The 19,587-nt window shown below is 53.6% G+C and carries 16 protein-coding genes; 10 read left to right on the forward strand and 6 right to left on the reverse strand.

Features of this window, described 5'->3' with window-relative positions:
• The first annotated feature begins 7 nt into the window (after window positions 1–7).
• Window positions 8–1,117 carry a YcbX family protein gene (locus AAIG26_RS12290; protein WP_343179936.1) on the forward strand — a complete coding sequence of 370 codons (1,110 nt, stop codon included), beginning with the start codon at window positions 8–10 and terminating at the stop codon, window positions 1,115–1,117.
• Here the strand turns inward: AAIG26_RS12290 and zapC are convergent.
• On the reverse strand, window positions 1,114–1,656 hold the full coding sequence (gene zapC, locus AAIG26_RS12295; RefSeq protein ID WP_020457261.1) for a cell division protein ZapC: 543 nt from the start codon (window positions 1,654–1,656) through the stop codon (window positions 1,114–1,116). The two genes, AAIG26_RS12290 and zapC, sit on opposite strands and share 4 nt — an antisense overlap.
• 168 nt (window positions 1,657–1,824) lie before the next feature.
• Window positions 1,825–2,835: a quinone-dependent dihydroorotate dehydrogenase gene (gene pyrD / locus AAIG26_RS12300; protein ID WP_020457260.1), complete on the reverse strand. Its 1,011-nt coding sequence runs from the start codon at window positions 2,833–2,835 to the stop codon at window positions 1,825–1,827.
• Window positions 2,836–3,082: 247 nt separating this feature from the next.
• On the opposite strand from pyrD, the gene ssuE reads away from it, so the two are divergent.
• Genes ssuE through ssuB form a run of 5 tightly spaced genes read left to right on the forward strand, consistent with a single transcriptional unit; the run spans window position 3,083 to window position 7,333 of the window.
• Window positions 3,083–3,658, forward strand: a complete 576-nt coding sequence (ssuE, locus tag AAIG26_RS12305; RefSeq protein ID WP_343179938.1) for an NADPH-dependent FMN reductase — start codon at window positions 3,083–3,085, stop codon at window positions 3,656–3,658.
• A complete protein-coding gene (locus AAIG26_RS12310) occupies window positions 3,651–4,622 on the forward strand; it encodes a sulfonate ABC transporter substrate-binding protein (protein ID WP_020457258.1) in 972 nt (323 codons plus the stop codon). Before ssuE ends, AAIG26_RS12310 begins: the two co-directional genes overlap by 8 nt.
• Window positions 4,619–5,764 carry an FMNH2-dependent alkanesulfonate monooxygenase gene (gene ssuD / locus AAIG26_RS12315; RefSeq protein ID WP_343179940.1) on the forward strand — a complete coding sequence of 382 codons (1,146 nt, stop codon included), beginning with the start codon at window positions 4,619–4,621 and terminating at the stop codon, window positions 5,762–5,764. The genes AAIG26_RS12310 and ssuD overlap by 4 nt, the downstream gene beginning before the upstream one ends.
• Before the next feature lie 7 nt (window positions 5,765–5,771).
• The gene (gene ssuC / locus AAIG26_RS12320; RefSeq protein WP_045506722.1) at window positions 5,772–6,560 is read left to right on the forward strand and encodes an aliphatic sulfonate ABC transporter permease SsuC; all 789 of its coding nucleotides are present in this window, start codon (window positions 5,772–5,774) and stop codon (window positions 6,558–6,560) included.
• Window positions 6,557–7,333 (forward strand): aliphatic sulfonates ABC transporter ATP-binding protein, encoded by a 777-nt coding sequence (ssuB, locus tag AAIG26_RS12325; protein WP_269231338.1) that lies wholly within the window; start codon window positions 6,557–6,559, stop codon window positions 7,331–7,333. The genes ssuC and ssuB overlap by 4 nt, the downstream gene beginning before the upstream one ends.
• A 205-nt stretch (window positions 7,334–7,538) precedes the next feature.
• On the opposite strand, the gene pepN is transcribed toward ssuB, so the two are convergent.
• Entirely contained in the window at window positions 7,539–10,151 is a 2,613-nt protein-coding gene (gene pepN, locus AAIG26_RS12330; RefSeq protein WP_343179941.1) for an aminopeptidase N, read from the reverse strand.
• A gap of 263 nt (window positions 10,152–10,414) precedes the next feature.
• On the opposite strand from pepN, the gene pncB reads away from it, so the two are divergent.
• The 4 genes from pncB (at window position 10,415) to AAIG26_RS12350 (ending at window position 16,297) form a co-directional block, all read left to right on the forward strand.
• Window positions 10,415–11,617 carry a nicotinate phosphoribosyltransferase gene (pncB, locus tag AAIG26_RS12335; RefSeq protein WP_020457253.1) on the forward strand — a complete coding sequence of 401 codons (1,203 nt, stop codon included), beginning with the start codon at window positions 10,415–10,417 and terminating at the stop codon, window positions 11,615–11,617.
• 159 nt (window positions 11,618–11,776) lie between these two features.
• A complete protein-coding gene (gene asnS / locus AAIG26_RS12340; protein ID WP_045506708.1) occupies window positions 11,777–13,177 on the forward strand; it encodes an asparagine--tRNA ligase in 1,401 nt (466 codons plus the stop codon).
• Between the two features lie 602 nt (window positions 13,178–13,779).
• Window positions 13,780–14,919 (forward strand): porin, encoded by a 1,140-nt coding sequence (locus AAIG26_RS12345; protein WP_343179942.1) that lies wholly within the window; start codon window positions 13,780–13,782, stop codon window positions 14,917–14,919.
• Window positions 14,920–15,106: 187 nt separating this feature from the next.
• Window positions 15,107–16,297: an amino acid aminotransferase gene (locus tag AAIG26_RS12350; protein ID WP_343179943.1), complete on the forward strand. Its 1,191-nt coding sequence runs from the start codon at window positions 15,107–15,109 to the stop codon at window positions 16,295–16,297.
• A 46-nt stretch (window positions 16,298–16,343) separates the two neighbouring features.
• Here AAIG26_RS12350 and AAIG26_RS12355 read toward each other — a convergent pair whose 3' ends face one another.
• From AAIG26_RS12355 to ldtD, 3 genes are all read right to left on the reverse strand, one after another.
• A complete protein-coding gene (locus AAIG26_RS12355) occupies window positions 16,344–16,991 on the reverse strand; it encodes an MBL fold metallo-hydrolase (RefSeq protein ID WP_045506700.1) in 648 nt (215 codons plus the stop codon).
• A 26-nt stretch (window positions 16,992–17,017) separates the two neighbouring features.
• On the reverse strand, window positions 17,018–17,566 hold the full coding sequence (locus AAIG26_RS12360) for a YcbK family protein (RefSeq protein WP_020457248.1): 549 nt from the start codon (window positions 17,564–17,566) through the stop codon (window positions 17,018–17,020).
• Window positions 17,567–17,754: 188 nt separating this feature from the next.
• Entirely contained in the window at window positions 17,755–19,557 is a 1,803-nt protein-coding gene (gene ldtD, locus AAIG26_RS12365) for a L,D-transpeptidase (RefSeq protein ID WP_343179944.1), read from the reverse strand.
• Window positions 19,558–19,587: the final 30 nt, after the last annotated feature.

A 19,587-nucleotide genomic window follows, 5' to 3' on the forward strand; every position in this document is an offset into this window, starting at 1 on the left:
GGAAGACGTGCCAACGCTTTCACGTCTTTTTATTCATCCGGTAAAATCCATGCGTGGTATTGGCCTGACGCATGCACTTGCCGATATCAGCGGCCTCGCTTTTGACCGTGTTTTTATGGTCACGCAACCCGATGGCACTTTTATTACCGCACGACAGTATCCGCAGATGGTGCGCTTTACGCCCTCACCGTTAACCGATGGTTTGCACCTGACCGCACCGGATGGCAGCAGCGCGGTGATTCGCTTTGCCGATTTTGCGCCCGACGCCGCGCCCACGGAAGTATGGGGAAACCACTTTACTGCCCTAATCGCGCCCGACGAGATTAATCGCTGGCTGAGCGGCTTTTTTTCGCGCGAGGTGCAGTTGCGCTGGGTTGGACCTGAATTAACCCGCCGCGTTAAACACCACGACGACGTACCGTTATCTTTCGCCGATGGTTTTCCCTATCTGCTGGCTAACGAAGCCTCGCTGCGTGATGTACAAAACCGTTGCCCGGCCAGCGTGAAAATGGAGCAGTTTCGCCCCAACCTGGTAGTGACGGGCGCGCAGCCGTGGGAAGAGGACAGCTGGAAAGTGGTGCGTATTGGCGAGGTGGTTTTCGATGTCGTGAAACCGTGCAGCCGGTGTGTGTTCACCACCGTCAGCCCGGAGCGCGGGCAAAAACACCCCTCCGGTGAGCCTCTCGCGACCTTACAGCGTTTTCGCACCGCGCAGGACAACGGTACCGTCGATTTCGGCCAAAACCTGATTGCCCGTAATAGCGGTGTGATCCGCGTTGGCGATGAAGTAGCCGTGCTGGCAACGGCGCCCGCGAAAATATACAGCGCAGGCGAAGCCGAAGAGGCTGTTGAACAGGATGCACAACCCGCAGGCACGGTAGAAATCAACTGGCAAGGTCAAACATTTCGCGGCAATAACCAACAAGTGTTGCTTGAACAGCTTGAACATCAGGGGATTCGCGTGCCCTACTCGTGCCGCGCCGGGATTTGCGGTTGCTGCCGGATCCGCGTAGTGGAAGGTGAAGTCAGTGCGCTGAAGAAATCAGCGGTTGCGCCGGATGGTTCAATTCTCTGCTGTAGCTGTGTGCCGAAAACATCGCTGCGACTGGAGGCTTAAACCGCCTGTTCGAACTGAATTGCGTTGGTATGTAACTGTGGTTTGAGGCGATCGTTCATAATTTTAATCGCGTCGCCCAGTTGCATAGTGCGCCCGGCAATTACCACGCCGGGTTGCGCCAGCAGACACAGCGCAGCATTGTCACCCGGTTCAACCACCAGCAGATTCACACACTCCTGCGTATCGCTCAGCCAGACGCAAGCGCCTTCGCCCGTAACAGGCGTCCACAGGGAATCATGCGTCATGAAGTGCCAGCTTTTCGGCATTTGCGGCTTGAGGAAGCGAATCGCTACCAGCGCGTTAAGCACCAGTTCAGCGCGTTGCTCATGGGATAACGGCAAATCGCGGCATTTTTCATCAAAGGAGAAATAGAGCGCAGCATCATCAACGCAAAAACCAGACGGTGAGAAAGCGTCTGGCGTCAGCATCTTACGGGCAAAACGAGAGCGAAATAACATGCCATTGGCTAAATCGAGCATCATGCGATCATGCTCATCATCAAAATACCAGCGCCAATTATCGTCAGGTTTAATTCGCATTTTCCTCTCCCCTTCCCCTAAACATCCTGTCGCTTTTTCATCCTGTTTGCCGCCTCGTTTATTACCTAAATAATAAAAGACTAAAATGTTTAAATTAGCAACAGTGGTGGAATATAAAACAACCAGGACGGGAAATAAAGCCCTGGTTGTGCAGGAAGGGATAAAAGATTAGATATGGGTAACGATTTCTTTAATCAGCGGTGGACCTTTAAAAATAAAGCCCGAATAAATTTGCACCAGTGACGCACCGGCGGCGATTTTCTCGCGAGCCGCTATCACCGAGTCGATGCCACCTACGCCAATAATCGGCAAGCGTCCGTTTAATTCTTGCGACAACCGCCGAATAATTTCCGTGCTTTTTAATTGCAACGGACGACCACTTAACCCACCCGTTTCGTCACAATGTTTCATTCCCTGTACCAGCGATCTTTCAAGCGTAGTATTAGTGGCAATAACACCATCAATATTGTGGCGAACTAAACTATCGGCCACTTGGATCAATTCTTCTTCAGAAAGATCTGGTGCGATCTTTACGGCTACCGGAACATATTTATGATGCACATTTTGCAGATCGTTTTGCTTATTCTTAATTGCGGTAAGCAGATCGTCCAGCGCTTCGCCATATTGTAGCGTGCGCAAACCGGGCGTATTTGGCGAAGAAATATTAATGGCGATATAACCGGCGTAGGCATAGATTTTTTCCATACAAATCAGATAGTCATCTTTACCCTGCTCGACTGGCGTGTCTTTATTCTTACCAATATTAATGCCCAACACACCGTCGAAGTGTGATTTCTTTACGTTCTCAACCAGGTTATCCACGCCAAGATTATTAAAGCCCATACGGTTGATCAGCCCTTCGGCGTCCACCAGACGGAAGATCCTCGGCTTGTCATTACCCGGCTGCGGGCGTGGCGTCACGGTACCGATTTCGATGGCGCCAAACCCCATCGCGCCCAGCGCATCAATGCACTCACCATTTTTATCCAGCCCGGCCGCTAACCCCAACGGGTTCTTAAAGGTCAGACCCATGCATTTGACCGGCTTCTCCGGTACACGCTGACGTACAAGGGCTTCGAAAGGTGTGCCGGTAATACGGCGTAATTGCTGGAACGTTAATTCATGAGCGCGCTCTGGATCGAGCTGGAAAAGGGCTTTACGAACGAAGGGGTAGTACATGAACTCTCCTGGATTCCCGGTTGCAAACCGGGGGCGTATTATCAGTGATTACCCGACGAAAGGGAATTGACCTGCGGCAAAAAAAGGCGAATCGACGCAATCGTTTTCTCTTACCTCTCTCCTTTATGCAAATTTCAGCATATTTTCATCGAATAAATCATTTAGTGGAATAAATCGACTCTGCCACACTGCCCTTAATTGTTATGAATGTTATCTAAAAGCAAACAATTGGTTATAAGGAGCGATTATGAGAGTTGTCACCCTGGCCGGAAGCCCGCGCTTTCCCTCCCGCTCCAGCGCGTTGCTGGAGTATGCCCGCGAGCGCCTGAATGCGCAGGATATCGAAGTGTGTCACTGGCATTTGCAAAATTTCGCGCCGGAGGATCTCCTCTATGCCCGCTTTGATAGCCCCGCGTTGCAAACATTTATTGGGCAACTCAGCGAGGCCGACGGGTTAATCGTCGCGACACCTATTTATAAAGCGGCTTACTCCGGCGCCCTGAAAACGCTGCTCGATCTGCTGCCCGAGCGGGCGCTGGAAGGCAAAGTGGTGTTACCGCTGGCCACTGGCGGCACCGTGGCGCATATGCTGGCGGTGGATTACGCCCTGAACCCGGTGCTCAGCGCACTGAAAGCGCAAGAGATCCTGCATGGCGTCTTCGCCGATGATAGCCAGGTGCTGGATTACCAGCATAAGCCCAGCCTGACACCCAATCTGCAAACCCGACTGGATAAGGCGCTGGAAACTTTCTGGCAAGCGCTGCACCGCCGGGATATCCAGGCGCCGGATTTCCACCTGCCGCAAGGAGTCGCGCATGTTTAACCTGTTTAAAAATCGCGCGCAATGGCTGGCGTTAAGCGGTTTACTGACGCTTTCCGCCTGGACGCAGGCCGCCGAACCGGCACCGGAAAGTTTGCGTATTGGTTACCAGAAAGGCAGCGTCAGCATGGTGCTGGCAAAAAGCCATGAACTGCTGGAAAAACGCTACCCGAACACCAAAATCACCTGGACGGAATTCCCGGCAGGCCCGCAAATGCTGGAAGCACTGAATATTGGCAGTATCGATCTCGGCAGCACGGGCGACATTCCGCCAATTTTTGCGCAAGCCGCGGGGGCGGATCTTCTGTATGTCGGCGTTGAGCCACCAAAGCCGAAAGCAGAAGTGATCCTTGTTGCACAAAACAGTCCAATTAAAACGGTTGCCGATTTGAAAGGGCATAAAGTCGCTTTCCAGAAAGGTTCCAGTTCACACAATTTACTGCTGCGCGCACTGCAACAGGCCGGGCTGAAATTCAGCGATATTCAGCCAGTGTTTCTGACACCTGCGGATGCGCGCGCCGCGTTCCAGCAAGGTAACGTTGATGCATGGGCCATCTGGGATCCTTACTACTCGGCGGCGCTGCTGCAGGGTGGCGTGCGGGTACTGAAAGACGGCACCACGCTGAAACAGACTGGCTCCTTCTATTTAGCTTCGCGTCCCTATGCGGAAAAAAACGGTGCATTTATTCAGGGAGTTCTGAACACCTTTAGCGAAGCCGATGCGTTAACCATTAGCCAGCGTGACGAAAGCATCGCACTGTTTGCCAAAACGCTGGGGCTGCCCCAGCCGGTGATTGCCAGCTATTTCGATCACCGTCCACCGACCAAAATCTCACCGGTCGATGACACCACCGCCGCACTGCAACAGCAAACGGCCGATCTCTTTTATGAGAACCGGTTGCTACCGAAAAAAGTCGATATTCGCACCCGTATCTGGCAACCGGCCAAACAAGGAGCCAAATCATGAGCTTAAATCTGTTCTGGTTTTTACCCACCCACGGCGATGGTCACTACTTAGGGACGGACCACGGCTCGCGCCCGGTAGATCATGCTTATTTACAACAAGTCGCTCAGGCGGCGGATCGTTTAGGGTTCAGCGGGGTGCTGATCCCGACCGGACGCTCCTGTGAAGATGCGTGGCTGGTCGCCGCCTCACTGATCCCGGTAACGCAGCGGTTGAAGTTTCTTGTCGCCCTGCGTCCCAGCGTCACGTCGCCGACCGTTGCTGCACGCCAGGCGGCGACGCTGGACAGGCTATCAAATGGACGTGCGCTGTTTAACCTGGTAACCGGCAGCGATCCGCAGGAACTGGCCGGAGACGGCGTATTTCTCGATCATACGCAGCGTTATGAAGCCTCCGCGGAGTTTACTCACGTCTGGCGTCGTCTGCTGGAAGGCGATACCGTAGACTTCGAGGGCAAACATATCCATGTACGCGGCGCGAAACTCTTTTTCCCGCCGGTGCAGCAACCGCGACCGCCGCTCTATTTTGGTGGATCGTCCGATGTGGCGCAGGATCTGGCCGCTGAGCAGGTTGACCTCTATCTGACATGGGGCGAGCCGCCTGCGCAGGTAAAAGAAAAAATTGAACAGGTGCGCGCCAAAGCCGCAGCCCACGGGCGTAAAATGCGCTTCGGTATTCGGCTGCATGTGATTGTCCGGGAAACGAATGCCGAAGCCTGGCAGGCAGCGAATAACCTGATCGCCCATCTGGATGATGCCACGATTGCTAAAGCGCAGGCCGCCTTCTCTCGCCAGGATTCCGTAGGTCAACAGCGGATGGCGGCGCTTCATGGCGGCAAGCGCGATCAACTGGAGATCAGCCCCAACCTGTGGGCTGGCGTTGGGCTGGTACGCGGCGGCGCGGGAACCGCGCTGGTGGGCGATGGCCCGACTGTCGCGGCAAGAATCAATGAATACGCTGAGCTTGGTATCGACAGCTTTATTCTTTCCGGCTATCCGCACCTGGAAGAGGCATATCGCGTCGGCGAACTGCTGTTCCCGCACCTGGATGTCGCGGTGCCGCAAATTCCGCAGCCACAACCGTTGCAGTTGCAGGGCGAAACAGTGGCGAACGAGTTTATTCCCCGAAAAGTGGCGCAAAGCTGAGGCAATTATGGCGGCAGAAAAGAAATGGCTCCTGCACATTGCCCCCTGGCTGCTGCCGGCGGGGATTGTGGTGGTGTGGCAAATCGCTTCCTCCACCGGCTTGCTCTCCACGCGCATCCTTCCCTCACCGGAAGGCGTGCTGGAAGCATTCTGGACATTAAGCGTGAGCGGTGAATTGTGGCAACACCTGGCGATCAGCTCCTGGCGCGCGGTAATTGGTTTCTCGATTGGCGGCACTATCGGTCTCACACTGGGGTTGATTAGCGGGTTGTCGCGTTGGGGAGAACGTCTGCTGGATACCTCCATCCAGATGTTGCGCAATGTGCCGCATCTGGCGCTGATCCCACTGGTTATCTTGTGGTTTGGTATCGATGAGAGCGCGAAAATTTTTCTTGTCGCGCTCGGCACGTTGTTCCCCATTTATATCAATACCTGGCACGGCATTCGTAATATCGACCGGGGATTGCTGGAGATGGCGCGCAGCTACGGTTTGTCCGGTTTTGCGCTCTTTGTTCATGTGATCCTGCCCGGCGCGCTGCCGTCGATTATGGTCGGGGTACGCTTTGCGCTCGGCCTGATGTGGCTGACGCTGATTGTTGCCGAGACAATTTCCGCCAACGCTGGAATTGGCTACCTGGCGATGAACGCCAGAGAGTTTCTGCAAACGGATGTTGTGGTGGTAGCCATTATTCTCTATGCCCTGCTCGGCAAACTGGCCGATGTGAGTGCGCAATTGCTGGAGCGCCTGTGGCTGCGCTGGCATCCCGCTTACCACGTGAAGGAGGCAACAGCATGAATACGGCGCGACTCACTCAGGGTATCCCGTTGTTATTAAACGGCGTGAGTAAACGTTACGGCGATAACACCGTGCTCAGCGGCCTGGATCTGCATATTGCCGCCGGGCAGTTTGTCGCCGTGGTAGGCCGCAGCGGCGGAGGCAAAAGCACATTGCTGCGCCTGCTGGCCGGGCTGGAAACCGCCAATGCCGGAGAGCTGTTAGCGGGCAATACACCGCTGGCGAATATTCAAAACGACACGCGGATGATGTTTCAGGATGCCCGGCTGCTGCCATGGAAGTCTGTGATAGATAATGTTGGTTTAGGGTTGAAAGGCCGCTGGCGGGAAGCCGCACAGGATGCGTTACGCGCGGTCGGGCTGGAACAGCGAGCCAGCGAGTGGCCAGCAGCGTTGTCCGGGGGGCAGAAACAGCGGGTCGCGCTGGCACGGGCGCTGGTACATCAACCGGGGTTGCTGCTGCTCGACGAACCCCTGGGTGCGCTGGATGCGTTAACCCGTCTGGAGATGCAGGCACTGATTATGGAGCTGTGGCAGACACACGGTTTCACGGTGGTACTGGTGACGCATGATGTCAGTGAAGCGGTAGCGATGGCGGATCGCGTCCTGTTAATAGAAGAGGGAAAAATCGGGCTGGACCTGGCCATCGATCTGCCGCATCCGCGCCGCCTGGGTTCGGTGAGACTGGCAGAACTGGAAGCGGAAGTGTTGAATCGGGTGATGAAACGCAGCGAGTCGGAAACCGTTCCGTTACCAAAAACGCGTCACGCTTAATGTTCTGTAGTAACCAGCACAGGTCGCGCCCGTTAAGGTTTATTGCTTACTGAAAACCACGCTCTGTCGGCGCAGTCGTCAACCGGTTTGAATTCAGCCAGGTGGGCGGGGGTAAATCACGGACAGGTATACGCGGCTTTATAACGGTTTCGGCGCGCCCTTTGCGGGGAAAACAGTGCCGCCTTCGGTGAAGGCGGCATTTTTGTTACGCCAGCGCTTTGCTGACTTTCTCGTACAGATCGCCGGAAAGGTTCGGCAACGCTTTTAACTGCTCCAGCGCCGCACGCATCATCGCCTGACGTTTAGCATCATAGCGTTTCAGGCGGATCAGCGGCTCAATCAGACGCGATGCCACTTGCGGGTTACGGCTGTTCAGCTCGGTTAGCATTTCCGCCAGGAACTGATAGCCGCTCCCATCCAGCGCATGGAACGCTGCCGGGTTGCTGCTGGCGAAAGCACCAATCAGCGAGCGGATGCGGTTCGGGTTGCTGAGGGTGAACGAGCGGTGTTTCAACAGGCTGCGCACCGTTTGCAGCACATCTTTCGCCGGGCTGGTGGCCTGCAGAATAAACCATTTATCCATCACCAGACCGTCGTGATGCCATTTGTCATCGTACTCCTGCATCAGCGCATCGCGGCACGGCAGTTGCGCGGCAACCGCCGCCGAAAGCGCCGCCAGCGCATCCGTCATATTATCTGCGTCGTGATACTGCTGGCTCACCAGTTTGTCTGCCAGTTGCGCATCGCCAAACGCCAGGTAACGTAAGCACGTGTTACGCAAAGAGCGTTTGCCGATATCCCCATGTTCAACGCGGTAGCTATCGAGTTTGTGCGCGTTGTACACCGCCAGACACTCATCCGCAAGTTCGGTGGCAAGCGTGCGCGTCAGCGCTTCGCGTACCGCCGCGATGGCCACAGGATCGATGGTTTCAAACAGTTCGGCGATCTCATTTGCCGACGGCAGCGTCAGGATCTCTGCGGCAAGCGCAGGATCAATCGTCTCGTCCAGCAGGATCGCGCGAAACGCATCCGCGACATGCAGTGGCAGCGACAGCGCCTGGCCCTGCTGATGGCGCGCAACGTTCAGTTTAATGTGCGTAGCCAGCAGGCTTTGCGCCGCGTCCCAGCGGGAGAAATCGTTACTGGCGTGGCGCATCAGGAAGGTCAGCTGCTGATCGCTCCATTTATATTCCAGCTTCACCGGCGCAGAGAATTCACGCAGCAGCGACGGCACCGGCTGGAAATAGACATTATCAAAGATAAAGGTCTGTTCCGCCTGAGTGACGTTCAGGACGTTATGTACCGGGTGCCCGTCTTTCTGCAACGGGATCACTTTACCTTCGTTATCGTAAAGTTCGATATCGAACGGGATATGCAGCGGCAGCTTGTCTTGCTGTTCGGCGGTCGGCGGTGTGCGCTGGCTGATGGTCAGCGTGTATTGCTCGGTGTTCGGGTTGTAATCATCGTGCACCGTCACCACTGGCGTACCGGCCTGGCTGTACCAGCGGCGGAAATGCGACAGATCGATGTTTGACGCATCCTCCATGGCCTGCACGAAATCGTCGCAGGTCGCCGCGCTACCGTCATGACGCTCAAAATAGAGCTGCATCCCTTTCTGGAAATTCTCTTCGCCAAGCAGCGTATGCATCATGCGAATCACTTCCGCGCCCTTTTCATACACCGTCAGGGTGTAGAAGTTATTCATTTCAATAACTTTATCCGGGCGGATCGGGTGCGCCATCGGGCTGGCGTCTTCGGCGAACTGCAGACCACGCATGGTGCGCACATTATTAATGCGGTTTACCGCACGGGAGCCCAGGTCAGAGCTGAACTCCTGATCGCGGAATACCGTCAGGCCCTCTTTCAGGCTGAGCTGGAACCAGTCACGGCAAGTTACGCGGTTACCGGTCCAGTTATGGAAGTATTCGTGACCAATGACGCGCTCGATATCAAGGTAATCTTTATCGGTAGCGGTATCGGTGCGGGCAAGCACGTATTTCGAGTTGAAGATGTTCAACCCTTTGTTTTCCATGGCACCCATATTGAAGAAGTCGACAGCGACAATCATATAGATGTCGAGATCGTATTCGAGGCCGAAACGCTGTTCGTCCCACTTCATGGAATTTTTCAGCGAGGTCATCGCCCACGGTGCACGATCGAGGTTGCCGCGATCGACATATAGCTCCAGCGCCACTTCACGCCCGGAACGGGTGGTGAACGTATCGCGCAGCACGTCGAAATCCCCAGCGACCAGCGCAAACAGATAGCAGGGTTTCGGGAACGGATCCTGCCACTGTACCCAGTGACGACCATTCTCCAGTTCGCCCTGATCAACACGGTTGCCGTTAGAGAGCAGGAACGGATAGCGGGTTTTATCGGCAATCAGCTTGGTGGTAAAACGCGCCAGCACATCCGGGCGGTCCAGGTACCAGGTAATATGGCGGAAGCCTTCCGCTTCACACTGCGTACACAGCGCTTCACCGGACTGGTACAGCCCTTCGAGCGCGGTGTTCGCGGCCGGGCTTATTTCATTCACAATGCGCAAGGTAAAACGCTCTGGCAAACCATCGATCACCAGTTGGGAGCCTTCTTCTTTATAGTTGGTCCAGGGCTCATCATTTACGTGAATGGAAATCAGGGTCAGCTCGCCGCCATCCAGGCGCAGCGGCACAGCAGAGGCGCTATGGCGTGACACTTTGCTCAGCGCAGTGACGACGGTTTTGGCGGCGTCAAGGTCAAAGGTCAAGTCAATATCGCTAATCAGGTAGTCCGGCGCACGGTAGTCGTGACGGTATTTGGCTTGTGGCTGTTGTGTCATAAAAAACCTTTAGCATCTTCTGTTGGTTACGACTCCAGTCTATTCCGGTTGCCGCAAACGCGCCACGCAGAATCTTCATCTTTTCAGAGGGAAAAGCTCTGTCTGCTACATTTTTATAACAGTCGGCACGAAATGCCATCGACCCATTCAACGCCTTATGGTGTGATCAGGGTTCAATAACCAGGTAAACAAGGTATACTCCAGCGACATTCTGCTTTGTTTATTGTACTAAACGCTCCTGTAAGAGGATGCTACTGCGCACCATGACTCAACTCGCTTTCTCAGGTCTGCAAACGCTGCTGGATACCGACGCTTACAAGCTGCACATGCAGCAAGCGGTGTTTCACCACTATTATGACGTGCATGTGTCGGCTGAATTCCGCTGTCGCGGCGATGACCTGCTCGGTATCTACGCAGATGCGATTCGCGAACAGGTCGACGCGATGCAATCGTTGCGTCTGCAAGATGACGAGTATCTGTGGCTGTCCGGCCTCCCCTTCTTTCAGCCTGACTACCTTAACTGGCTCCGTCATTTTCGTTATGACCCGCGCCAGGTCACGATTACTAACGACAACGGCAAGCTGCATATCAGCCTTTCCGGCCCGTGGCGCGAAGTGATCATGTGGGAAGTGCCGCTGCTGGCAGTGATCAGTGAAGTGGTTCACCGCTGCCGTTCGCCACAGACTGGCGTGCAGCAGGCTCTGCTGCATCTGGAAGAGAAACTGGCGGATTTCGCTGCGCGCACCGCGCAGGTAGATATGTCCGGTTTCCGTCTGATGGATTTCGGTACGCGCCGCCGTTTCTCCCGCGATGTGCAACAAGCGATAGTCGAACGGTTGCAACAAGAACCCTGGTTTATTGGCACCAGTAATTATGACCTGGCCCGCCGGCTGTCGCTGACCCCCATGGGCACCCAGGCGCATGAGTGGTTCCAGGCCCACCAACAGATCAGCCCCGATTTGGCCACCAGCCAGCGCGCGGCACTCGCGGCCTGGCTTGAGGAGTATCCAAACCAACTGGGAATTGCGTTAACAGACTGCATTACGATGGATGCGTTTTTACGTGACTTCGGCCCGGAATTCGCAACCCGTTACCAGGGTCTGCGCCATGATTCTGGCGATCCGGTGGAATGGGGCGAAAAAGCGATTGCCCACTATGAGAAACTCGGCATCGATCCTCTGTCGAAGACGCTAATATTTTCGGATAATCTCGATCTGAACAAAGCGCTGGATCTCTATTGCCACTTTGCCGATCGCGTCAAGCTGGGCTTTGGTATCGGGACACGCCTGACGTGTGATATTCCCGGCGTAAAACCGCTGAATATTGTTATTAAGCTCGTTGAGTGCAACGGAAAACCGGTAGCAAAATTATCCGACAGCCCCGGGAAAACTATCTGCCATGACAAGGCGTTTGTTCGCGCCTTACGCGAAGCGTTTGACCTGCCGCAGGTCAAAAAAGCCAGTTAATAGCAGGGAGCCTGGGCGCTCCCTTCTTTTTTGCCAATAATTTATTAATTGTTCCTGCGAATTCTGCTTGTCTGATGGCGTACGCCAGGTAACATAGATATCCCCCCTAATCGGGCGGACAAGTGTTTATTTTTTCCGACTATTAACAGAGAGAATATTATGAGCGTTGTGCCTGTAGCCGACGTATTCCATAGCCGCGTGGCCGTTGACAGTGAAGTCACCGTACGCGGATGGGTACGCACCCGCCGAGATTCTAAAGCTGGTATCTCCTTCCTCGCCGTTTATGACGGCTCCTGCTTTAATCCTGTACAGGCCGTTATTAATAATTCTCTGCCCAATTACCATGACGAAGTGCTGCGTCTGACCACTGGTTGCTCCGTTATCGTCACCGGCAAAGTCGTGGCGTCACCGGGCGAAGGCCAGAGTCTGGAAATTCAGGCGACCTCTGTCGACGTCACCGGCTGGGTTGAAGATCCGGATACCTACCCGATGGCGGCAAAGCGCCACAGTATCGAATATCTGCGTGAAGTTGCTCACCTGCGCCCGCGCACTAACCTGATTGGCGCGGTTGCGCGCGTTCGCCACACGCTGGCGCAGGCGCTGCATCGTTTCTTCGACGAGCAAGGTTTCTTCTGGGTATCTGCGCCGCTTATTACCGCGTCGGATACCGAAGGCGCAGGCGAAATGTTCCGCGTCTCCACGCTGGATATGGAAAACCTGCCGCGTACCGCGGAAGGCAAAGTCGATTTTGATAAAGATTTCTTTGGCAAAGAAGCTTTCCTGACCGTTTCCGGCCAGTTGAACGCTGAAACCTATGCCTGCGCCCTGTCCAAGGTTTATACCTTCGGCCCAACGTTCCGCGCGGAGAACTCCAACACCAGCCGCCACCTGGCTGAATTCTGGATGCTGGAACCAGAAATCGCTTTCGCCGATCTCGACGATAACGCCCGTCTGGCTGAAGCGATGCTGAAATACGCCTTTAAAGCGGTGCTGGAAGAGCGTCTGGACGACCTGAAGTTCTTTGAAGAGCGCGTGGACAAAGACGCGATTGGCCGTCTGGAGCGTTTCATCGCGGCAGATTTCGCTCAGGTTGATTACACCGATGCGGTCGCTATTCTCGAAAAATGTGGTGAGAAGTTCGAGAACCCGGTGTACTGGGGCGTTGACCTGGCTTCTGAACATGAACGTTACCTGGCCGAGAAACACTTCAAAGCACCGGTGGTGGTGAAAAACTACCCGAAAGATATTAAAGCGTTCTATATGCGTCTTAACGAAGATGGTAAAACCGTGGCGGCGATGGATGTGCTGGCACCGGGTATCGGTGAAATCATCGGCGGTTCGCAGCGTGAAGAGCGTCTTGATGTCCTGGATGCTCGTATGGCAGAAATGGGGCTGAATAAAGAAGATTACTGGTGGTATCGCGATCTGCGCCGTTACGGCACTGTACCGCACTCCGGCTTCGGTCTGGGTTTTGAACGCCTGATTGCTTATGTAACCGGCGTACAGAACGTGCGTGATGTGATCCCTTTCCCGCGAACTCCGCGCTCCGCAACATTCTGATGTTCTCAAGGCCAGCGTTATCGCTGGCCTTGTTCATTTATGTGACGCCCGTCAACTTTTATTAACAGTTCACGAGTGTACCCACCAATCCCCGCCGCGTTTTTTACCCTTATTTGCGCTTTTTTACACCTGAAAAACTTCTGTACATAAATCCCCCAAACCGTTTATTGCGGAATATGTCAGCCTGTTAATTAGCACTTTTGGTTAAAATAAGCACAGCAATCTGGATGGCTAAATGCCGTTATAAGAAAAAACACGACACGCGCGTTTCGCGGATAAGAAAAGCCTTTAGCTTAATTAAATATAAGTAATTCATATAAATAGCAATGATATCGCTCATTAAATCAGCACCCGGTGCTGAACTTTGAGATGGTTCACAAAGTTCCCGAAAATACACAAAATATTACACAATATTTCTTTTTGTTACTTCTTTAAGACATTTGTAGCACTTTCAGGGTAGCGAAACGTTGTTATGTTTGGAAAGATGCCTTTCAGACACAGAAAGACACCAAACTCTCATCAATAGTTCCGTAAATTTTTTTTGACGGAATTTATTGGCGGCAGTGGCAGGTGTTCAAAAAAACCAATGAGGGTAATAAATAATGATGAAGCGCAATATTCTGGCAGTGGTTATCCCTGCTCTGCTGGCAGCCGGTGCAGCTAACGCTGCAGAAATCTACAACAAAGACGGCAACAAAGTAGACCTGTATGGTAAAGCTGTTGGCCGTCATGTTTGGACGACCACTGGCGAAGGCAGCTCTAACAGCGATGCAACTTACGGTCAGATTGGTTTCAAAGGCGAAACTCAGATCAATAGCGATCTGACTGGTTATGGTCAGTGGGAATATCGTACTAATGCAAGCAAAGCAGAAGGTGAACAAGACGCGGGCAATACCCGTCTGGCGTTCGCCGGTCTGAAAGTTGCAAATGCTGGCTCGCTGGATTACGGACGTAACTATGGTGTTGTATATGACGTTGAATCCTATACAGATATGGCACCGTACTTCTCCGGCGAAACTTGGGGTGGTAGCACTGATAACTACTTAGCCAACCGCGCTGGTGGCGTTCTGACTTACCGCAATTCTGATTTCTTCGGTCTGGTTGATGGTTTGGCGTTCGCGGTACAGTATCAAGGTAAAAACGAATCCAGCCATAGCCTAAAAGCACAGAATGGTGATGGTGTCGGTTACTCAGTAGCCTATGATTTTGGTGGTGGTTTCGGCGTATCTGGAGCATACAGTAACTCCAAACGCACTATCGCACAGGAAGCAGATGGCAATGGTGATCGAGCTGAAGCATGGGCTGTTGGTGCAAAATATGATGCGAACAACATCTACCTCGCCACTGTTTACGCTGAAACACGTAACATGACTGTCGTTACCAGTGCTGCAGGCCAGACTGCTATCGACGATGCAACCCCGGCTGGACAGACTGCTGATGATTACTGGGAAGCGGCTAATAAGACTCAGAACTTTGAAGTTGTTGCTCAATACCAATTCGATTTCGGTCTGCGTCCGGCAATCTCTTATGTCCAGAGCAAGGGTAAAAATCTGAACGGTGCTCAGAGCTCTGCGGATCTTGCCAAATATATCCAAGCGGGCGTGACTTACTACTTCAACAAAAACATGAACGTGTTCTTTGACTACCGTTTCAATCTGCTGGATAGCAACGATTACAGCGCTAAAACCTACGGCATCGGTACCGATGACCAGGCAGCTGTTGGTCTGACCTACCAGTTCTAATCAGTCACCCTCGACTGTTATATGCATATCAAACAGGGCCTTTGGCCCTGTTTTTTTATGCCTGTAAGATAAATTACAATGAGTTTTGAAAAGCATCGCGCTTTTTATCGCAAACGGTTGGCAATTCCTGTGTCAGCCGTTAACCTGATAGCGGATCTCCCTTCTGTCATCAAAATGGAACCTCGTCATGTTTGAGAATATAACCGCCGCACCTGCCGACCCTATTCTGGGTCTGGCCGATCTGTTTCGCGCCGATGAACGCCCCAATAAAATCAACTTAGGCATCGGTGTCTATAAAGATGAAACCGGCAAGACCCCGGTGTTGACCAGCGTTAAAAAAGCCGAGCTTTATCTGCTGGAAAATGAAACCACCAAGAACTACCTCGGTATCGACGGTATTCCTGAGTTTGGCCGTTGCACTCAGGAACTGCTGTTCGGCAAAGGCAGCGCGATTATCAATGACAAACGTGCGCGCACCGCGCAAACGCCTGGCGGTACAGGTGGCCTGCGTGTGGCGGCAGATTTTCTCGCCAAAAACACCTCCGCAAAACGTGTCTGGGTGAGCAACCCGAGCTGGCCGAACCACAAAGGCGTATTTAACTCCGCCGGGCTGGAAGTGTGTGAATACGCTTATTACGACGCGCAAAATCATGCGCTGGACTTCGACGGTTTGCTGGCAAGCCTGAACAATGCCCAGGCAGGCGATGTGGTGCTGTTCCACGGTTGCTGCCATAACCCGACCGGTATCGATCCAACGCTGGAACAGTGGGAAACACTGGCGAAGCTGTCCGTTGAAAAAGGCTGGCTGCCGCTGTTCGACTTCGCTTATCAGGGCTTTGCTCGCGGCCTCGAAGAAGATGCTGAAGGATTACGCGCGTTTGCTGCGCTGCATAAAGAGCTGCTGGTTGCCAGTTCGTTTTCAAAAAACTTTGGTCTGTACAATGAACGCGTCGGTGCCTGCACATTGGTGAGCGCAGACGCGGAAAGCGCCGATCGCGCATTCAGCCAGATGAAAGCCGTTATCCGTGCTAACTACTCTAACCCGCCAGCACACGGCGCTTCCGTGGTTGCAACCATTCTCAGTAACGAGGCTCTGCGTACCATTTGGGAACAAGAGTTAACAGACATGCGCCAGCGCATTCAGCGTATGCGCCTGCTGTTTGTTAATACCTTGCAGGAGAAAGGGGCTAACCGCGATTTCAGCTTTATCACCAGACAGAACGGTATGTTCTCGTTCAGCGGCCTGAGCAAAGAGCAGGTGCTGCGCTTGCGTGAAGAGTTTGGTATCTACGCGGTTGCTTCAGGGCGCATTAACGTCGCAGGCATGACGCCGGATAATATGTCGCCGCTGTGCGAAGCTATCGTTGCCGTACTGTAAGTTACAGCAGCAACAAAAAGGGTCGCCGAAGCGACCCTTTTTTTATTTACCAGACCGGTAATTCATCTTGCAGGAACGGATTGTGCAACCGCTCATTTCCCAGCGTAGACATCGGACCATGTCCGGGAAGGAAAGTAACATCATCACCGAGCGGCAACAATTTGCGCTTGATGGAATCAATCAATTGCCCATGGTTGCCCTTCGGGAAATCGCTGCGCCCTACGCCACCTTTAAAAATCACATCGCCGGAAATCAGCAAACGAGATTGTGCATCAAAGAACACAATGTGCCCCGGCGTATGACCAGGACAGTGCAATACCTGCAGCGTTATTTTCCCCACCGTGACGCTGTCGCCTTCATTTAACCAACGATCGGGCGTCAGCGGCTGGCACTCCTCCAGGCCAAACATCCGGCTTTGTGCCGGCAGGCCTTGCAGCCAGAACTCATCTTCTTTTTCCGGGCCGATAATTGGCACACCATAATGCTGCGCCAGTTCAGCTGCGGCACCAACATGATCAAGGTGACCATGCGTAAGCAGGATCTGCGTCAGTGTCACGCCTGAAGCGTCCACTTCCTGAATGATCCGTTCGGCGTCACCGCCGGGATCGACCACGGCGGCAAGTTGGGTCTGCTCACACCAGATAAGCGAACAATTCTGGGAGAACGCGGTAACCGGAATAATACGATAGTTCATACTGCTCCTGTAGCTCAGCCTGAGTTTTACCAGTGCCTTACCGGCCCGGTATCAATATGCACAAAGTTGCTGCTGGGGTAGTATCCTACACCACCCGCGCGCAGAGATAACGCGGCTTTGCGAATATTACTCAGCGAAATCCCTTCAATATGGAAATCCATGGCCTGACCTTTGGTGTGATAGCTCTGTTTCGCCACACCGCGGCTGTGTGCGCGTAGTTCATTGTTGGTATCAACAGAACGGTAACCGGAGATCAGTTGCACTGGCTTGCGTGTTCCCAGCAGCCCTTGCAAACGGAAAAGATGGTCGAACAAACGAGGGTCGATGGTTTTGATTTTATTCGCGCGGTAATCACGGAAAAAATGATTAAGTTTTGCTAATTCATCCTGAATATAGCCCCTGCCATCGAAAAACTCAGCTTTAATAGATTCACCGGTATTCAGATTATTCAGCGTCAAAATACGCGGGCGCGGCGTGGAAAGGGTGGCAAAAGCCGGTGTTGGTAAGATGGCAGCACCGAGTGCGACCCCACCCAACGCCAGCAGTTTGCGGCGATTAGCGTCAAATTTATCCATGATAATAAATTCTACAGATAAGCAATGTTGAACAAAATTTATGCACTCGTATAGCGCACGAGAGGCACCTTACCGGGCAACAAACGCCACGTCAAGGCTGCCTCATCCCAGTAAATACGGGCTCTGTAGCCTCCAGAGCCCATTTTCTACCAGTTATTACGACAACACGCTGACTGAAACTGCTTCATTTATCTGATTAATTGTTCAGCTTTCGACAAGATTTGTGCACCCGATCGCGCCGTCAGATCATAATTGTAAATATCTGTACGATACTGCGTCCGCCCGTCAGCCCCGACAAAGGCGGTCAGGTAATAGAGATTGACCGGGATATCATGACGAATATTGACATAACGCGTATCTCCCTCTTTTAGCGCATCAGAAATCCGCGTATCGTTCCATCCCGCATCCTGCAACAGCATATTAGCGAGCTCAGAGGCTTTATTGACACGCACGCAGCCAGAGCTCAATGCCCGCGCCTCTTTCTGGAACAGATTATGGTTCGGCGTATCATGCAAATAGATAGCGTCCGAGCTCGGCATATTGAACTTATAGCGTCCCAGCGAATTTTGCGCACCAGGGGCCTGCTGGAAACGGAATGGTAAGTTCGCAGGCGTGATGGTCGCCCAGTCAACCATGGACGGGTCGATCGCTTCCTTGCTGTTCCATCCTCGCAATACGGTGTAACCGTGGCGCTCAAGATAAGCCGGATCGTTCCATACCTTCGGTAGAATATCCTTACGCGCCAGCGTTGGCGGCACGTTCCACGGCGGGTTAACCACCACGTTGTTCAGCGCGCTGCTCATCATCGGCGTTTTGCGGTCCGGACGGCCCACGATCACCCGTGATGCCAGCACCTGGTTACCGTTGAGGTAATAAACCAGCGAATATTCAGGAATGTTGACCATGATGCCGGTCGAAAGCGTACCCGGCAGCAAACGCAAGCGCTGGATATTCAGCGCCAGTAACCCGGCGCGCTGCGACGGACTTACGTTCAGCCAGTCGCGCGTCCCCTGGCCAATCACGCCATCCGCATGCAACCCTTGCCACGCCTGGAAACGTTTGACCGCTTCCACCAGTTGGCGGTCATATGCCGCGCGCGTCGGCTGCGCTTTTTTCACGTGCTGAGCCGAAGGGCTAACGGCGACGTTATCACCCGGTAAGGCGATATTTGATCCCCCCTCCAGCATACCGGTGCGCTGCAGGATCTCACGCAGTGCCGGAATATCATTGCTCCACTGCCCCGGACGCAACGTCACCGTGCTGGTGATTTGCGGCCACGGACGAGCATCGCCCACCAGCGCCAATAGTGACTGGTGCATAGCAGCATACTGCGGGTGATGTGGTGCAAGATGATCGATAAAACCAGGCAGAGATCCATTGTCCAGCGCCAGTTGCCACTGGTTAATGACCGAAATGGCAGGCGTTGTGAGTGCATAAGGTTTGTCGCTATAGAGCCAACGCTGGCCCTTCGACTGGATACCCGAGACAAAGTGCAAATATCCCAGCATCGCATCAGACAGCACAACATCGCGCGCCATGCCGGAAACCGCGGGATCGGTGAGTAATTCAACCCAGGTAGTAAATTGTGGCTGAAACCCTGCAATCGCTACTTCTGCCAGTTGCTGCTGAAACGCCTGCACCGCCTCGCGGTTATCCCACATCGGTTTTTGCCCGCGCGCGGCGTATAACGCAGCGAGCTGATCCATATAGACCGGCGTCCAGTTGGCTGGCAATTGCGACTGAAGCTGTGCGCGCACATCAGCAACGGAAACGCCAGACGGGAAAGGTTTCACGCCGATCAACATCGCCGTCGCAGGCGATTGTTCCTGCGGCTGCGGCAGCACGGTTGGCTGCTCACCTGGCGTCGCCGAGCTATCCACCGGCACGATTTCAGGCTCATCGGCCTGCACAGTAAACAGTGGAGCGAATGCGAATGCCAGGCATAAACTCAGCGCCGACATTCGACGACCATACGACTTCTTAAGCAACATCCCTTGCCCCCTGTTTCTCTTACATTGCTC

It is taken from the genome of Kosakonia sp. PSU_27 (assembly GCF_039409795.1).
Lineage (GTDB): Bacteria > Pseudomonadota > Gammaproteobacteria > Enterobacterales > Enterobacteriaceae > Kosakonia.

Excerpts from the sequence above, each read along its gene's own strand:
- AAIG26_RS12355 (WP_045506700.1), bottom strand. The coding sequence starts at position 16,991 with ATGAACTATCGTATTATTCCGGTTACCGCGTTCTCCCAGAATTGTTCG.
- ssuE (WP_343179938.1), top strand. The coding sequence starts at position 3,083 with ATGAGAGTTGTCACCCTGGCCGGAAGCCCGCGCTTTCCCTCCCGCTCC.
- ssuD (WP_343179940.1), top strand. The coding sequence starts at position 4,619 with ATGAGCTTAAATCTGTTCTGGTTTTTACCCACCCACGGCGATGGTCAC.
- ldtD (WP_343179944.1), bottom strand. The coding sequence starts at position 19,557 with ATGTTGCTTAAGAAGTCGTATGGTCGTCGAATGTCGGCGCTGAGTTTA.
- asnS (WP_045506708.1), top strand. The coding sequence starts at position 11,777 with ATGAGCGTTGTGCCTGTAGCCGACGTATTCCATAGCCGCGTGGCCGTT.
- ssuC (WP_045506722.1), top strand. The coding sequence starts at position 5,772 with ATGGCGGCAGAAAAGAAATGGCTCCTGCACATTGCCCCCTGGCTGCTG.
- AAIG26_RS12360 (WP_020457248.1), bottom strand. The coding sequence starts at position 17,566 with ATGGATAAATTTGACGCTAATCGCCGCAAACTGCTGGCGTTGGGTGGG.
- AAIG26_RS12310 (WP_020457258.1), top strand. The coding sequence starts at position 3,651 with ATGTTTAACCTGTTTAAAAATCGCGCGCAATGGCTGGCGTTAAGCGGT.
- ssuB (WP_269231338.1), top strand. The coding sequence starts at position 6,557 with ATGAATACGGCGCGACTCACTCAGGGTATCCCGTTGTTATTAAACGGC.
- AAIG26_RS12350 (WP_343179943.1), top strand. The coding sequence starts at position 15,107 with ATGTTTGAGAATATAACCGCCGCACCTGCCGACCCTATTCTGGGTCTG.
- zapC (WP_020457261.1), bottom strand. The coding sequence starts at position 1,656 with ATGCGAATTAAACCTGACGATAATTGGCGCTGGTATTTTGATGATGAG.
- pepN (WP_343179941.1), bottom strand. The coding sequence starts at position 10,151 with ATGACACAACAGCCACAAGCCAAATACCGTCACGACTACCGTGCGCCG.
- pyrD (WP_020457260.1), bottom strand. The coding sequence starts at position 2,835 with ATGTACTACCCCTTCGTTCGTAAAGCCCTTTTCCAGCTCGATCCAGAG.
- pncB (WP_020457253.1), top strand. The coding sequence starts at position 10,415 with ATGACTCAACTCGCTTTCTCAGGTCTGCAAACGCTGCTGGATACCGAC.
- AAIG26_RS12345 (WP_343179942.1), top strand. The coding sequence starts at position 13,780 with ATGATGAAGCGCAATATTCTGGCAGTGGTTATCCCTGCTCTGCTGGCA.